This is a genomic window from Ramlibacter sp. AN1015, from assembly GCF_037726105.1.
In the GTDB taxonomy this organism is placed as follows: domain Bacteria; phylum Pseudomonadota; class Gammaproteobacteria; order Burkholderiales; family Burkholderiaceae_C; genus Ramlibacter.
This window is the reverse complement of the sequence record NZ_JBBJUM010000012.1, coordinates 1-16,148: the sequence shown is the minus strand read 5'-3', so window position 1 is coordinate 16,148 and position 16,148 is coordinate 1. Positions and strand designations below refer to the sequence as shown.

The 16,148-nt window shown below is 62.7% G+C and carries 12 protein-coding genes; 2 read left to right on the top strand and 10 right to left on the bottom strand.

What is annotated here, in order from left to right:
* Positions 1-75: 75 nt before the first annotated feature.
* The 5 genes from WG922_RS17445 to WG922_RS17420 form a co-directional block, all read right to left on the bottom strand.
* Positions 76-687, bottom strand: a complete 612-nt coding sequence (locus WG922_RS17445; RefSeq protein WP_340284066.1) for a PIN domain-containing protein — start codon at positions 685-687, stop codon at positions 76-78.
* Positions 688-756: 69 nt separating this feature from the next.
* Entirely contained in the window at positions 757-1,164 is a 408-nt protein-coding gene (locus WG922_RS17440) for a hypothetical protein (protein ID WP_340284065.1), read from the bottom strand.
* A gap of 643 nt (positions 1,165-1,807) precedes the next feature.
* A complete protein-coding gene (locus WG922_RS17435; RefSeq protein WP_340284064.1) occupies positions 1,808-1,975 on the bottom strand; it encodes a hypothetical protein in 168 nt (55 codons plus the stop codon).
* The gene (locus WG922_RS17430) at positions 1,972-3,732 is read right to left on the bottom strand and encodes a recombinase family protein (RefSeq protein WP_340284063.1); all 1,761 of its coding nucleotides are present in this window, start codon (positions 3,730-3,732) and stop codon (positions 1,972-1,974) included. The genes WG922_RS17435 and WG922_RS17430 overlap by 4 nt, the downstream gene beginning before the upstream one ends.
* Positions 3,733-7,083: 3,351 nt before the next feature.
* Positions 7,084-8,916 carry a hypothetical protein gene (locus WG922_RS17420; protein WP_340284062.1) on the bottom strand — a complete coding sequence of 611 codons (1,833 nt, stop codon included), beginning with the start codon at positions 8,914-8,916 and terminating at the stop codon, positions 7,084-7,086.
* A gap of 724 nt (positions 8,917-9,640) precedes the next feature.
* On the opposite strand from WG922_RS17420, the gene WG922_RS17415 reads away from it, so the two are divergent.
* Together WG922_RS17415 and WG922_RS17410 are read left to right on the top strand one after the other, a co-directional pair.
* On the top strand, positions 9,641-9,934 hold the full coding sequence (locus WG922_RS17415) for an RNA recognition motif domain-containing protein (protein WP_340284061.1): 294 nt from the start codon (positions 9,641-9,643) through the stop codon (positions 9,932-9,934).
* Positions 9,935-10,192: 258 nt separating this feature from the next.
* A complete protein-coding gene (locus tag WG922_RS17410; protein WP_340284060.1) occupies positions 10,193-10,543 on the top strand; it encodes an RNA recognition motif domain-containing protein in 351 nt (116 codons plus the stop codon).
* Between the two features lie 11 nt (positions 10,544-10,554).
* On the opposite strand, the gene WG922_RS17405 is transcribed toward WG922_RS17410, so the two are convergent.
* The 5 genes from WG922_RS17405 to WG922_RS17385 all read right to left on the bottom strand — a co-directional run.
* Complete coding sequence (locus WG922_RS17405) at positions 10,555-10,920, bottom strand: hypothetical protein (protein WP_340284059.1); 366 nt, start codon at positions 10,918-10,920, stop codon at positions 10,555-10,557.
* An 80-nt stretch (positions 10,921-11,000) separates the two neighbouring features.
* Complete coding sequence (locus tag WG922_RS17400) at positions 11,001-11,144, bottom strand: HNH endonuclease (RefSeq protein WP_340284177.1); 144 nt, start codon at positions 11,142-11,144, stop codon at positions 11,001-11,003.
* A gap of 104 nt (positions 11,145-11,248) precedes the next feature.
* On the bottom strand, positions 11,249-12,595 hold the full coding sequence (locus tag WG922_RS17395) for an HlyD family type I secretion periplasmic adaptor subunit (RefSeq protein WP_340284058.1): 1,347 nt from the start codon (positions 12,593-12,595) through the stop codon (positions 11,249-11,251).
* Entirely contained in the window at positions 12,592-14,304 is a 1,713-nt protein-coding gene (locus WG922_RS17390; protein WP_340284057.1) for a type I secretion system permease/ATPase, read from the bottom strand. The genes WG922_RS17395 and WG922_RS17390 overlap by 4 nt, the downstream gene beginning before the upstream one ends.
* Before the next feature lie 80 nt (positions 14,305-14,384).
* Positions 14,385-16,148, bottom strand: a 1,764-nt coding sequence (locus WG922_RS17385) for a VCBS domain-containing protein (RefSeq protein WP_340284056.1), incomplete at its 5' end; no start/stop codon positions are given.

The window sequence follows — 16,148 nt, the reverse complement described above, 5'->3', positions numbered from 1 at the left end:
GCAGACCGACGGATGAACGATCCGTCGATTATCGGCTGTTAACGCGACAGCGGAAGACATTGGATGCGAGCCTCGTTAGGTGGCTGCCGGGTGATCCAGCGTCGGGAAATTCACTCGCCCGTTTACTATCACAACGGTGCGGTCAGCCTGCAGCCTCTCCAGCACCGCAGTGACCTCACCGTCGGACAACTGCTTGTTGAATAGCGCATCCACGGCGCTGCGAAGCCCCTTTTCTGAACGCGGCTTGGGAACAAGCAATCCTTGCAGCTTCGCGAAGACGAGGGTTGCGCGCTCTTGTGGTGACTTGGCCTGCGCCGCCTTGACAGCTGGAATGGACTCGATATCTGGCCAACGCGCGGAGAATATGTCGTGCTCTTTCAAATGCTCAACGAGCGGACCAAACCCATTGTCTCTGGAAATAATGTGGAAGAAGACGTCAGGATCGGCTGCTGCGAGTTTGCCGATGTAGTACGCGATGTGGAAGTCGAGCGCGTTTCGGCCCACCCCGGAGATCTTCACGAATTCTGCTCGCTCGCCAAGCCTATGAATGCGATCCACGACTTCAAAGGGCAACTTGTTCTGAGTAGCCCCGACAAATACCAGCACTCTGAAGTACACCGGCGCGAGCAGATCGAAGGACTCTGGCTGCACGCTCTCCCAGTCCACCATGACTATGTTGGTGCGCATCGGCCTCAGATCCTCATCCGCGCGAAGCTGCCCGTAACTGCAAGTCCGCAGCAGTGAGCGAAGGCATTGTCACTGACAGCGAATCTCAAATTGTCGGTCGCGGGCCTGCTTGCGCTCCGACCTAATCCGGTCGTGCAGCTGGGCACCTTGTGGCTGACGTGCCAGAGCATCCAAATGCGTAACTCGAGCATCGAGCGCCTTGCATTCGCTCTGCCGAGCAGCATGAATGTTGACTTCATTTGACATCAAGCGATGTTGGGGCTGACGGTTCCCGTTCCGCTGCTGTTCCGCCAAGGCGACCTGCTGGTCCCACGGAATACCGTCGGGCACACTCACGATGCTCTCGATAAGCGCGTTGTGTTGATTGCAGTGCGCCTGCGCCCAAAAAGTCCCGCCGTTGTAGGCTTTGCAAAGGTAAATGGATCCCGAATGCGCTGCAGCCATGGGCAGCAGTAGCAGAAGTCCGAAAAACTTCATACGCCCTCCAAGAGCCCGAACTCTACAGCAGCCGAGACGACGGCTCCTGACCGAAAGTGGGCCGCTGCATTTACCAGGAGCCAAGCGAGGACGACAGTCGGACTGGACGGATTCGTTGTCTGAACGCCTATGGCGACTGGCGGATGAACAATCCGGCGATTGCGAGGCCTTTCGACTAAAGGCCGACATTCGCTTCCAGTCCAGTCAAAGAAGGCAGCTGGCCACCTTCGAGGATCAGTAGTGAACGAGGGGCTGACGATCAGCTGCCGAGTGAAGCCTTGACCCCCACAGGTGCTTGCGGCATGAGCGGGCGTAGCCCCGCCCACCAGCACGGCGGTCTGGGTGATGTTCGCGCGACGATTTGACGGTCACTCGCGCCGAAAGCAGCGGCGGAAACTTTCGTAGGCGCAGGCGGCCACCTCGATGAGCCGAAAGGGAAGCGACGACGCTGCAGCTATTCCTGTGGACCTAGTTGATCAGACCTGCGCCTAGACGTCATGCCACCTTCGGGCGCTCGGCCGCTCTCAGGCATCCGAGGTCGGTGTCGCCAGCCGTCCGCCCGACGGTGGGCGGATGCGTCCCATCGCAGGTGCAAAGCGACCTCGACCAGAGCATTGAGCCTAGCTATTTGAGCACCGGTGTCTCACCGATTTTCTTCTTCTGGCCTGAGCGCCGCCTTGAGCTGCTCGTTCATCTTAGTCAGTGCTCTGACCTGCTCCTCCGCTCGAATCTGAACTGTTCGAAACAACAACCACGCCAGGACCACTACGCCAAGTGAGCCGATGATGAAATGCACCAGTTCCAAGGTCACTGCATAGCCTTTTTGTCAGGTTTAGCCATCTTCGCCTTCAACCTCAACGCATAGAAGTTGCCTGCCCGCAGGAGGTCCGCCATGCGAGCCGCCAATTCGCCTGGATGCGTTGAGGCGTTTTGCCTGCACCACGCCTGGTGCTCAGACCACTGCCGGCGATCGCTGGGTCGTCGGCTGCTCTCGTCCATAACGGCGCTCCTGATGCCTTCGCCGGAGCGTACTGCATCCGGCGGTCGGGTGACAGATGCGACACCGAGCCGCCATGCTAGTTCTGCTAAGTCGGGCAGGTGTAGCGGAAGCCAATCCTCCAAAAGCGCGGGTCTCAGGAGGACGGGAAACTGCGGCCTTGCAGACTCGGGAACCAAGAGCATCCGGCCACCCTGCCCGGTTTCGCCAAACAGGAACAGCAATCGGAACTCACTCCGTGTCAGCCGTCGCCGAGGAATGAGCCAAGTCGGCTCTTTACAGCGACCTCGAAGAGTCGATACGTAGACCTGAAGGCAAAGCGCGTCATTCACCACTATGGTGTTTCGCCGCATGTGCGTCACCACCTTGCAGCCTTGACCGCTAAGCAAGCTCGCTACTAGTGCGACGTGCTCCTGAGTCGTCGCCTTTGTCTTCCGCTCGCGCGAGAGGGAAGACAGCCTAACTGCTCCAGGGTCGCGCCCAAGTAGGGCATAGGCGGCCTCCATGCTGCCAAAGGCGTTCCAATACGCGTCTGAGGAGGCGCATCCTGCAGCCTGAAGGTCCGGCGCCGTCAATGCGGGGTTGCGCCGAAGGGCGACTGACAGCTCGTCGAGCAGTCGCTGAGGATTCCTGCGGGAAGCTCCCCTTCTCCGATGCTTCTGCTGAACCTTCTCCCATATCTCTCTGCTGATGATTGGTTCGATCAAGCCATCAAAGCGCACATGGCGCTCCGGCGGTGCAGGAACTTCGCCCTCAGGTGTCTGCATCTGCTTGCCCCACACATAGTCCCCCATGAGGGTCTCGTGCGTTATGAGGCGGTGGAGAAAGTGATCCGTGAACTCGACTCCTGACCGAGTGCGATACCCCTCCGCGTTTAAGCGAACAGCGAGCTGCGACACGCCGATGTCAGTGTCGGCATAGAGCTGGAAAATTCGCTGCACCAGAGCGACTTCAGCATCGCCAGCGGGGACCAGCCGCACGCGATCAGATTGAATGGCTTTGCGCTCCCCCCTGCCGAGGGTCGTCCGTTGGAGGCCATCTCGAGTGACCGCCTGCCGCACCAACCCTAAAGCAGGTCCGCCGCCGGCCGAAAACCCTTGCTGAATTACTCTAACTTGCCCAGCACGGACCTTCACGCCGAGCTCCCTGCTGTACTCCGCCGCCATAGCGCGCTTCATGTTCTTGAGAAGAACGGCCATCGGACCCGCCTCCTGATCGAACGACTCCGCCACGTAGACGACCTTCACGCCAAACAGGCGGCAGTGATAGTCGTAGTAGGCGGAAGCGTCCGTGTTCTGAAATCGTCCCCAACGGCTCACGTCGTAGACAAGAACGGCAGAAAACGGACACCGCGGGTCCATGACGTCCCTCACAAGCTGCCGCATCCCGCTTCGATTGGCTATGCGAAGGCCGCTCTTGGCCTCGTCCTGGTACGTGGCGACGATCTCAAGACCATGCGCAGCCGCGTAGCGCTCTATAGCTGTCTGCTGCAGCCCAATCGATAGGTCCTGCTGATCGGTGGACATGCGCAGGTATTGCGCTGCTTGCTTATGGCGAAGGTGGACGTGCATCCCCATTACGTAACGGAAACTCTGCGCCAGTTCCCGTGGATGGAAGCACCTCCGGCGCCTGCGAAACCCCACTCGCCCAGCCAACACTTCCGGTCGAAGAGTCCGCCGGCGACCATCGGCACGCTGAGTAGCTGGGTACAGCTACTTGAAGAGGGTGTGCTGGGCGACTTAGTCTGTGCTAACGAAGGCTGTCAATTCGGCTTACAACCGGAGTGAAGCCGACCGCCGACTGCAAGCCGATGTCAGCTCCTGCCCGAGAGCGGCCCTCACATCGCGCAAGCGTGTTGCGTCCGCTCACCGAGTCCTGGTGCCGACCAGAGCCGCCGCGCCGCAGCACGCGCGTTTTGCTGCACCGACTTGGCTCACCGCTTGCGACCGAGGATCGCTCGCATCGCTAGCCAGACTTCAATGGACGTGATCTTCGAAGCCTTTCCTTCATTGGCGGGGAAGAGCCTGCCGGGAGTGTGCGGAGATGGCAGCCACCCACTGTCCAAAAATTCCTCTGCTTGGCCCTGTACTTCTTCCGGCGAACGACGGCGCATTCGGAGACGATACTGAACCCCGAAGCGGCATTTCGCCGGGGCTTTCCCCTACAACAGAGACACTGCCTCCGTCCTTTCGGGGGATGCGCGGCCTGGCTACCCTACAGCAGACGCCTGTTCATGGCCGGGAACTGTCGTCCGCGCCCCCCGCCGCTTCGTCGAGAGAAAGCAGCAGGCTCCTCCGGTGTCGCCACGCGACATCTCCGGCCTCGAGGGCCGACTGAGGGTTCAACGAGAGGGGTCGACCGCTCCGACTTACCTTGGCTACCGGTGCCTGTGTGGCAAACGACGCAGGTGCCTGCGCCAAAAAAAGAGGCAACTCCGCGGGAAGCCTTGTCAACCGGGCCATTCGGAAGCACACGAGCAAGTTCGCCACAGACTTGTCCACAGCAGCTGTGGGTAGTGTTTGACACGGTGGAGCCTTGAGGCGCGGGGTATGTGGCCACCGTCGATTTGAAGGCCCTGTCCGCGTATCAGCGGACTGGGGAACGGCCGCTCCTCCGTCTTGTCCGTCATGCAACGATCGCTCGAGATGGTTGGCTGGCTGAAGACCACACGGTATTCGGCCGGATCTACGATAAAGGCACCCAGGTCAAGGAGCTTGTGGTGCAGCGCAGAAAGGCTCAGTCCGATAGCCTCCACCCCGGCCCGCCGGCCCGCCGGCCCGCCGGCGATATTCAAGTGGATGTGGGCAGACTCGAGACTTGCCGGCATGCCCACTCGCAAGTCGAACCCGCACTGCCCCTACAGAGGCGCGTCACACCACAAGCATCTGCCAATTCGAAGCTGAGCCTGGAGGTTCAGAGTGCATGCATTCCCCGATCTCACAGGCGCAGATGCTTCGCGGCTTTGCAAGCGGCGGGCACCCCTTTGTCAGTACTGGCCCTTCCGCGCCCGCTCCCCTTTCCAGGCCCGAATCCTCCGAATGGTCAGAAAGTTCAAACTCTCGATATTTCTTTGGCGGCATGCGAAATCGTACCAACAATGAGAACGGATCGTTTGGCTTCGCTGGCAGAACTGCACGGGCACCACCCGTCCGGCGTAGGGCCCTTAAAGCACCGCTCAACGGTGCGAATCCCGTCTGACGTGGTCCACGCCCCCGTCATCGCCCGCTGGCAGGTCCTACAACGCCGCCTGCGGACCACAGCCACCGGCTGCTCCTGGCCGGATTCAGACATGTTGGATCAGAAGGCCTTGAGCGCGGCAGCCAACGCTAGCGCAGAAGCCCGTGGAAAGCGAAGGATCGCGTCTGGGCTGTCCGATCGCGGTGAGCGTCAGCTAGAACTGCGATCTGAGCGCGTCCCGCCGGTGGTGGCGGAACCGACCACCAGCGGCCAGCATCAGCATTGAAGCTCAAACTGAGCGTCGCGAGCCCGCCGTCTCCGGGAAGCGAGATGGTCTTGCTCACTTGGCGGCAATGCTTGCCGTGCACGGGCGTCAATCCGACGGATCTCTTGATCGAGAGCGGCACACTGGTCTTGAACACGGCCAGCCCCGTCGATACGCTCCGTCGTTGCGGCTGACGTCACGTTCGTTGCCGGCCGCCCAGTTGCATGAGGCGCCGGGGAACGAGGCACGCCTACGTGTTCCGCCACGTTTGTTCCACTGTCGATGTCAAGCCGGGTACCGCTCCCGACCCTGCAATCCTCATCTGAGTACGTCACGGCACCGTTCACCACGCACTTAATCACCACGGTCATGGACCGCGTGGTCCCTGGGGAAGTCGTTATAGGACCGGCGGGAGCTTGTTGCACCTGATACCGCTGCAGCGCTTCGTTGCTTTCCAACCAACGGTACACCTGAGCAGGCGGTTCATGCCGCGGAAGGACGTGCGGCGGCGGAGAAACGTGCTTCTGTATCGACCGGGTGTCCCGCTGCAATTCCCACCACGCGAACAGCTTGAAGAACCCGTAAGCCACGGTGATCCAGAACAAAGTAGCCCAGACCCACGACTCGAAAAACGATGCAATCACCCTTGGAAGCCAACGAGCCTTGTACGTTCTTCTATGACGCTCGTGCATGTAATCGCGGTCAGCTAGTCCCATGTATCTCCTCACGCTCCTTCGCAAGCATAGCAAGCGAACACTCGCCGCCCGCCGCCCGCCGCCAGTGTCTAGCCGCCCCGATCGTACATAGGTCTGTTTCCTACCGAATCCAGCCGTATGCAATGCCCAAGTAGCCTGCGACCTCGCGGACGCGAGCGCTGACGAGTTGGCCCTCTTCAAGAACCGGAGAGCAATGCGCGCGGAGAATCGGCTTGCGCCGTCTGCGTCTAGGGCAACATTGCATGCGCCCGAGCGGCTGGAGATCCGCTTGTAATGTTTATCGAACAACGTTGTCCTTGAGCGCGGGGTCGAGAGTGTGGCGAGTTGCCGGCCAGGGTCGGATGACAGGCGAGCCTGTCACACCTCCGAACCTCGACGGAGGCCAGCTGGTCTTGACCAGAGGTACGCTCCCCCGGGAGAGGAAGAAAAACGCAACACGCAGAAGGAGGTGAGCAGCAATTGCCTTCTGGTTCATGGTGCCGCTTGCGAGTTCGCCCAGTACCAGAGCCACGCCCCCGTCAAGATAATTTCGGCGAACTGGTGTCGGAAAGACTCCTCGCCTACTCGCGCAGCGAGTGAAAGCGCGCTTCTGTGCTCACTTGGCTGAATCAGCATCGACCGGCGCGCAATCGGCGCCGGAGGCTCTCACGCGAGGAGGTGGACCTCCAACACAAGTTCCGGGGAGCAAGTATGCGCTCGACTGCTTGAGGCTTGTTCGGCCGCTCCTGGCCGAGAGCGGCCGCCCGGCTTCCACTACTGGCCGCTCATGGGGCGATGCGGCGAATCTGGTCGTTCCATGTGTCTGCGACGAAGATGCTTCCATCGCGTCCAACAGTTAAGGCTTCTGGATTGAAGAAGCTTGCGCTGAGAGCCGCGCCATCCAAGTTGCCCAGGTCTCCACTGCCGGCCAGCGTGGTGACGACCGCGGCCGGACTGATTTTTCGAATGCTGTTGTTGTAGCTGTCCGCCACGTAGATGTTGTCTGATTCATCGATCGCTAGGCCAGCAGGTGCAAGAAACTTCGCAGCAGCCCCAACTGCGTCTATCAGCGTAGCCGTCGTCGCGGCTCCACCCGCAAACGTCGTCACCAGGCCTCCAGCTGTGATCTTCCTGATGCGCTCTGCGGTGTAGTCCGAGACAAACAGATTTCCTTTCGAGTCGATGACGATACCCGAGGGTTTGTCGAATCGCGCAGCAGTTCCCGTGCCGTCCAGAGTCCCGAACGTCGATGTTCCCGCCAACGTGGTGACCACCCCATTCGGCGCAATCTTGCGGATCCTGTAGTTTTCTGTATCGGCCACGTACAAGTTCCCGTCCGGACCGACAACCACACCCCTGGGCCCCCGGAATGAAGCCGAATTTCCGGTTCCATCCGAATCCCCCTCGGCGGTGCTTCCGGCGACGGTCGTCACCGTCGCCGCTGGGGTGATCTTACGGACGCTGTTGCCGTCGGTCAGATAGAGATTGTCACTTCCATCGATGGTCATTCCCCACGGCTCGACAAAGCGCGCAGAAGTGCCTTGCCCATCGACCAGACCGCACGCAGTAGAGCCCGCGAAGGTCGTCACGACGCCGGAAACAGAGATCTTCCGAATGGAGCAGTTCCCGGTGTCGGCGACATATAAGTTGCCGCTGCTGTCGGAGACCACCCCGCGCGGTCGGTTGAACCTGGCGGCCGCCCCTGACGCGTCAATGCTTCCATAGGACGGAGCACCGGCGAGGACGTTGGTCGATCCAGTTCCTGTGTCGATCGACTGGACGCGGTTATTCCAGGTGTCAGAAACATAGAGGCGCCCATTTCCATCGACCGCAATGCCGAAGGGCTTGCTCGCGGTCTGCCATGCGCTGTTGAACACCGGCAGCTGGCGGACGATATCGGGGGCACCGACCGCAGTTGTCATGGGTCCAGGAAATGCTAGCCGCAGCAATGAGCCTCGCATGAGGCTGACGTAGAAATGGCCGGTCCGGTTATCGACCGCCACGTTAGCGACATCGCCGAGGCCAGTCGCCAGCGTTGTAACAACGCCAAGTGGAGTGATCTTCCTGATGGACTGGTTGTTGGTGTCGGCCACGTACACGTTGCCGGAAGCATCGACGGCGAGGCCTTTCGGGTTGCTGAACGATGCGGAAATGCCGCTGCCATCTGCCGACCCGCGTACAGCGAAATTGCCTGCCAGGGTAGTCACAACTCCCGCCGGCGTGACCTTTCTGATCTGGTTATTGCCAGTGTCTGACACGTACACGTTGCCGGAACCGTCTACAGCGATGCCTTCGGGTTGGCTAAAACCAGCGGATGTCCCGGTGCCGTCCCTCGCCATGGCAAGGCCCGTCCCCGCCAGCGTCCTCACAGAACCATCGGGAGAAATCCTTCTGATCAGGTGATTGCCAGTGTCAGCGACATAGACGTTTCCAGCGCCATCGACAGCGACACCGAACGGACCCCGAAATGACGCAGTTAGCCCGTCACCATCGCTGGACCCAGGAACTCGGGAGCCCGCAATGACCGTCACCCCTCCCGTGGGCGATATTTTCCGGATCTGGTTGTTGCCCGTGTCGGCAACATAGGCGGCCCCGACACCATCAACGGCAATCCCCATGGGGTGATACAGGGAGGCTAGGTTTCCTGTGGCATTGACTGCCTGAGCGCCACCTCCGGCAACCGTACTGACCATTGACTTAGCCGGGACGGCCTCCGGCGTGGATGGTGCATCCGCACCACCAGCGTTTCCGCTGGCACCCCCTCCTCCGCAAGCAGTGATCAGAGCCAAGGACGAGATGGCGCATAGGTACTGGAAATACTTCATTTCTTTATTGGACTGACGTTCGCCGAGCGCGACCGCCCTCGACAGCCTGGCAACCATACTCCAAGGAATACCGCAGCCCAGAGTGGAAACCGGGCCTCGCAAGCGCTCTCGGAAGAGCATGTCGCTTAGAAGCGTCGAAAGATGAGGTTTTTGCACGTCGGCTTCGAAGTGTGTGGAGCGAGCAGGTCTGGTGCTGGCCAGGAACCTGACATTGAGCAGGCAACCTCGTCATCGGCGGCCATCGGCCGCGTTCTAGGCGTTGACCCGCGGTTAAGGATGGACAGCAACCAGGGTGAACGCGACCTCGCGATACGTAAGGTCGCTCTGCACGAATTGCATAACGTGCTAACCTGCGGCCTGCTAGACGTTGAACAGATCGTCGCTCTTCAAGGCATTACTTTCTCCCTCCCGCGGACTTGCACCCCGCCGCGTCGTTGTCTGAATCCCTCTCGATGTTCTTTGGCGTTGCGCATCGCGCGGCATGCCGCCGCGCGGCACCTTCCTCAATGGAGACATCATGGAAAACAAGCTTTACGTGGGCAACCTGCCCTACACCTTCAGCGACGACGACATGTATCGCACTTTCGGTGAGTTCGGGTCGGTCAGCAGCGCCAAGGTCGTTATGGACCGCGACAGCGGTCGGTCAAAGGGCTTTGGCTTTGTCGAGATGAGCACGGCCGCTGAAGCCACTGCCGCCATCAAGGCCCTGCATGGTCGGGACTTGGGCGGCCGCGACATGGTCGTGAACGTCGCCAAGCCAACGGAGGCGCGTGCCCCCCGCGCTGGCGGCTACGGCGGCAACCGCTACTGATATTCGCGCAAGCGTTCCGACAGGTCGCTTCGCCCGCAATACGCCCGACCGCTGCAGCCGCTTTCGTGCCGGGCCCCAACAACTTGCGCGCACTGGCCCGACTCGTGCGGTCACGCAATCCTGGATGCAGACGATCATGCTACATCTCCCTTGCATTGATGGTCTGCTCGACGCAGATCCGATGTCCAGGCGTCCAACTCCGGTTCGCCTACCCGCCTCCGGTGCGCACTGCGCGCCCTCATTGAGAAAGGCTCTTCCATGAGCAGCAAAATCTACGTGGGCAACCTGCCCTACTCCGTGACCGACTCCATTCTGGAAAGCAACTTTTCCGAGTTCGGCAGCGTTTCTTCCGCGAAGGTCATGATGGATCGTGAAAGTGGACGCTCCAAGGGGTTTGGTTTTGTCGAAATGGCCTCTGCGGAAGTTGCGCAGGCTGCCATCAAGGCGCTGGACGGCATGTCGGTTGATGGACGCTCGATCACCGTGAACCTGGCCCGCCCTCGTGAAGAAGGCCGCGGCACGGGTGGCTACGGTGCAGATGGTTTCAGGGCAGCCCAGCGAGCGGACGTTGGCTATGGCAACGGCGGCTACGGCGGTGGTCGTTACTGACGCGAGTCGCTTCAGCAAGAACCGGATCCGCCAGTTTTTTTGAGTCGGGCGAACTGAAAGGTGTTCTTGAGCGGTGAATCTTCCGCTCGCGCGAGCAGGTCGATCAGCAGGGCGACGGAAAGTCCAGTAGCGGCGCGACCGTTCATGCGGCGCAGGATTCTCGGTAAACGCCCATTGTTGATCTTGGCGCTTCGGCGAGAACGGCCGCGGGGTATAGGCCCGCGGCCCGCAAGCGAACATGGCTGCTTCCGGCCGGAAGCAGACATCAGCTGGCGGACTCGCAATCCGGCGGCCGTAAATGCTGCCGCCGGGGGATGCTGGATCGAATCCTCCTCGCCGAGTGCCTCGTAGAACGCCCTGAGGTGCTCGAATCTCACATTAATTCCTCGGTCGCTCAACGCAGCGTCCCTCGCGGAGTGCAGTCTCTTGATGATTAGTCGTTTGTCTGCTGGACGACCTACGTGCGTTTGCCGTGACAATTCGGACATAGCGCAACGATGTTCTCCTCCCCGTCTAGGCTATGAAAGTCCTCCTCTCGACTCATCGGCACATGATGGTGCGCCTTTAAATAATCTGCTTGGCGCGCTTGGGCTAAGGCCAGTTCCCGAAAGGCAACCTCGGGGTCTCTGGCGAACGCTCCTTAGCCATGCCGCGGAACCTTGGGCGGTTTTGGTGGCTGCCCCCTTGGTAGGATCGACGCTGTCTTCAGCGTTCCCTGCCGGCCCGGTGCAAGACCAGCGTGATGGGCTCAAGCAGGTATTCGAGGGCCGTGCGCGCCTCGCCGGCGATGAACACCTCGGCCGGCATGCCGGCCTGCAGGGACAGGCGCCCGGCCTTGGCCAGTGAGTTGGCCTCGGCCTCGATGTGGACCACGTAGTAGGGCTGCTGCGTTTCGCGCTGCAGCAGGCGGTCGGCCGACACGTAGAGCACCGTGCCTTGCACCATCGGCGTGGTCAGCGCGTGGAAGGCGCTGAAGCGGATATTCGCCGTCTGCCCCTGATGCACGCGGCGCACGTCCTCGGGGCGGATCTGCGCCTCCACCACCAGCCGCGGGTCGGCTGGCACGATGTCAGCCACCGGCTCGCGCGGCGAGATCACGCTGCCCGGGCTGGTGTAGCGCAGGTTCATCACCTCGCCAGCGGCGGGCGCCGTGATCACCTGGCGACGCGAAGCGTCGGCCGGCTTGCGCAACTCCTGGTCGATCTCGGACAGCCGCAGCACGGCCACTTTCAGTTGATCGCTCGCCTGCTGGCGGTACTCGCTTGCGAGCGAGGCGATGCGCAGCTCGGTATCGGACACGCGCTGGTCGGCACGCGCGAGCTCCGAGCGGCGCTCTTCGAGCTTGACCCGGTAGTCAGCCACCGAGGCTTCGAGCTGCGCGATGCGCGTGTCGGCGATAAAGCCTTCCTTGAGCAGCTGCCGGTTGCGATCGAGTTCGAAGCGCTGGTGCCCGAGCGAGGCCTCGGCCTGTGCGATCTGCGCCCTCAGCGCGACGATCTCCTGCGCGATCTTTCCGCGCTGCGCCCGCAGCAAGGTCACCTGCTGGTGCAGGCTTTCGCGGCGCGCGCTGAACAGGCTGCGCTCCTTGTCGAGCTGCTCAGCCAATCGCGCATCGGCTTTCGCTGCCCGCAGCAACTCGGGTGGGAAGGCAAGGGCGGCGGCGCCGGCCTGCTCGGCTTCCAGCCGCACCACGCCGGCCCGCTCGGCGAGCTGCCGGTGCGACAGGCGCTGCACGTCGGCATCCACCGCCACGTCACCCAGCACGATCAGCGGCTCGCCCTGAGCCACGCGCTGGCCGTCGCGCACCTTCACTTCGCGCACGGTGCCGCCTTCGGCGTGCTGCACGGGACGCCGGTCGAGGTCGACCTTGACGTAGGCCTGGGCGACGACAGCGGCGTCGAGGGGCGCGTAGGCCAGCCAGGCGCCAGCTGGCACGAGTCCCAGGCCCAGCAACAGAAGCCCGCTGCGCAACAGCCGGCGGGCCTCGGTCAGGTGCGGCGCCAGCGAATCGACTGCCGTGGTTCCAAGTGGCGGGTTGAGCTTCGCGCTCATGCGGCTCTCTCCATCGTGGCGACCGGCATGGCCGTGACCTTGCTGCCGGCCGCAGGCTGGGCCTTCGCCTGCATGGCCTTCAGCACCTCGGCCACCGGGCCGAAGTGCTGGGGCTTGCCGCCGTCGATCACCAGCATCTTGTCCACGTGCTGCACCAGCGCTGTGCGGTGCGTGACCACGACCACCGTGACCTCCCCGCGCAGTGCCCGGATCGCATCGGCCAGCGCCTGCTCGCCGCTGCCGTCCAGGTTGGAATTGGGTTCATCGAGGATCAACAGGCGCGGGTCGCCATAGAGCGCGCGCGCCAGCGCGATGCGCTGCCGCTGTCCCGGAGAGAGCAGTGCGCTGCCCGGCTCGACCGGCGTGTCGTAGCCCTGGGGCAGGGCCTGGATCAACTCGTGCACGCGGGCGCGCTGTGCCGCCCGGACCACGCCCATCGGGTCGACCGGGCCCAGTCGCGCGATGTTTTCGGCGACAGTGCCTGCGAACAGTTCCACGTCCTGCGGTACGTAGCCGAGCCAGGGCCCGATCTGCTCGCGCGGCCACTGCGCCAGGTCCGAACCGTCGAGCCGCACGACGCCGGCCGTGGGCTGCCAGATGCCCGTCAGCAGGCGCAGCAGGGTCGACTTGCCCGCCCCACTCGGCCCGATGATGGCCAGGGCCTCGCCTGCCTCGAGGTGCAGCGAGACGCCCGCCAGCAGCACGCGGTCGCTGTTGGGCACGCGGTACACGAGGTTGTGCGCGACCAGCTGGCCACGCGGCGCCGGCAGCTCCATGCGCTGCGGCTCGGATGCAGCGGTGGCAAGCACCGCGGAGAGACGGCGGAACGCGGCGCGCGCCTCGGCCAGCACTTTCCAACTGCCCACGATCTGCTCGACCGGCGTCAGCGCGCGCCCGAGCAGGATGGTGCAGGCGATGGTCGCGCCCGGAGAGGCCAGGTTGTTGATCACCAGGTAGGCGCCCACGGAAAGCATCACGATCTGCACGGCCTGCCGCAGCGTGCGCGTGACGGATGCCATGCCCACGGTCTTGCGGGCCGTGGGTCCCTGAAGTGCCACCACGTCGGCGTTCTTCAGGCGCCAGCGATGGAGCAGAGCATCGGTCATGCCCAGGGTCTGCACCACCTCGGCATTGGCCAAGGAGGTCTCGAGATACCGGGTCGCGCCCGAGGCGGATTTCTGCAAGTTCTCTATGTCGCGGTGGGTGATCAGGTCATTCACCACCGCCAGCAGCAGCATCACCGCGGCCGCCGCCAGGGCGGTCATCCCCAGCCAGGAATGCACGAACCAGATGAGGGCGACGTAGACCACCAGCCACGGCGCGTCGAACACCGCGAGCAGGCCTTGCGCAGAAAAGGCGGCGCGCATCAGGCCGATATCGCGCAGCCCTTCGGCGTACGGCCTTCCGCTCTGGCGGGCACCCTGCGCGACGATCAGTTTCGTGACCACCGGCGAGAGGGATTCCGCGATGACGTTGCCGGCCACGCCTTGCAGGCGCGCCCGCAGGTAGTCGAGGCCCAGGAGGATCAGCAGCGCTATGCCGGCACCAATGCCGAGCATCAGCAGCGTCTCGTGGCTGCGGCTGACCAGCACGCGGTCGAACACCTGCAGCATGAACACCGAAGGGGTGAGGAGCAGGAGGTTGATGAAAAGTGAAAAGCCCGCTACGGCAAGGAGCGGGCTTTTCAGGTGGCGGAGCAGGGGCTGCATAGACCTCCCGGTCTCAGGTCGGGGTTGCCCGAAGGCGCGCATAGAGGCGCACGCTTCGGGCAGGGGTGACGATGAGCCGATTAGATGACCTTGAAATCGGTCGCGTCAAGGTCACTCGGCTTGTTCGAAAGCGTGGCGAAGTGATGAATCGTGCCGCCGCTCGCGCTGCCGTTGCTGTCGTAGGACAGTGCGCCGGTGGTCGGGTCGTAGACGATGCGGGTGGCGGCAGTCGCCGAACCGGCCAAAGCGAACTGGCTCGCCGAAAGTGTTCCGTCGGCCGTGGCGGTAATGCCGGCGAAGAACGATGCATGAAGCTCGATCATGTCGTGCTCCGCCGCGTTGGCGTTGTTGGCATTGAAGTCCGTGATGATGTCGGTGCCGGGCGCGTTGTTTCCGCCGGCAGTCAGGGACGTGTTGAATACGAAGACGTCTGCTCCCGGGCCGCCGGTGAGTGTGTCGTTGCCCGCACCGCCAACCAGGCGATCCGCACCGCCCGAGCCGGTCAGGGTGTCGTTGCCGGAACCGCCGATGAACACGTCCTGCGCAGTGCTGCCGCTCGGTGACGCCGCCGTGTCGTTTCCGTTGCCGAGATCGATGTACGACGCTGCATAGGCGCCGGTAAGGCTGCTGGAGACGTTGTCAACGTTGCCCGCCGTTTGCAGCGTGCGCACGGTCACGGTGCCCTTGACGTTCCCGGTGAGTGTGTATTCGAATGTGGCCTCGTTGGAGGTGCTGCCAGTGTTGTCGAAAGTAATCGTCCGGGTCGAGGCGTCGTAGACGAACGAGCCCTGCGCAATGTTGCCGTCGTTCACCAGAGACATACCCGTGATGTCCACGCCAGCCCCCAGCGTGTCGTTCGCCAACAGCGCATCGGCTGAGATCCGGACGCCGCGCGTGTCGTTGGACACGTAGACCAGATCGGCTTGCGCGATGGAAGTGGGCGCTTCGTTCTGCCCCAACACGGCGACCGTAATGGCTTGCGTCGCGGTTCCGTCAAGCGAGGACACGGTCAGCGTGTCGTACACGGTCGTTCCTGTGTTCAGGGCCTGCACGTTCGCGGCGTTGTTGCGAAGGGTGTAGGTCCATGCACCTGTATCCGCATCGAAATCGAAGTCGCCATAGATTCCCGCCAAGCTCGCAGGCGTGACGAAGCCAGCCTCGCCCCTGTCCGGATCAGAAGCCTGCAAGGAGCCGCTGGTTGTGAGCACGCCATCTTCCTCCACCGAGCCGCTCGCCAACCCCGAAATCGTCGCGTTGTCGTTGGTGCCGGTCAGGTTGATGGTGAGGGTGCTGGCGGCGGTCTCGCCGTGCTCGTCGGTCACCGTGTAGTGCGCCACCACCTGGGCGCTCTCGCCATTGCCCAGCTGCTGGTAGTCCTCATGGCGCGCATCGAAGCTATAGCTGCCATCGGCGCTGAGCGTGAGCCCGGGCACCGGGGCATTCAGCGTATAGGTCAGCTGAGCGCCGTCGTCTGCGTCGCTGTCGTTGGCGGCCACCGAGCCGGTGATGGTGGTGTCCTCATCGCCGCTGTTCGTGTCGGCCACGGCCATCGGGCCGTCGTTGGTACCGGTCAGCGTGATGATCAACGTGCTGATGCTGGTGGCGTCGTGCTCGTCGGTGACGGTGTAGCTGGCGACCACCTGGGTGGTCGCGCCTGCGGCCAGGTGCTGGTAGGCGGCGTTGGCGGCTTCGAAGCTGTAGCTGCCATCGGCGCTGAGCGTGAGCCCAGGCACCGGGGCATCCAGCGTGTAGGTCAGCTGGGCGCCCTCGTCTGCGTCGCTGTCGTTGGCGGCCACCGAGCCGGTGATGGTGCTGTCCTCATCGCCGCTGTTCGTGTCGGCAAC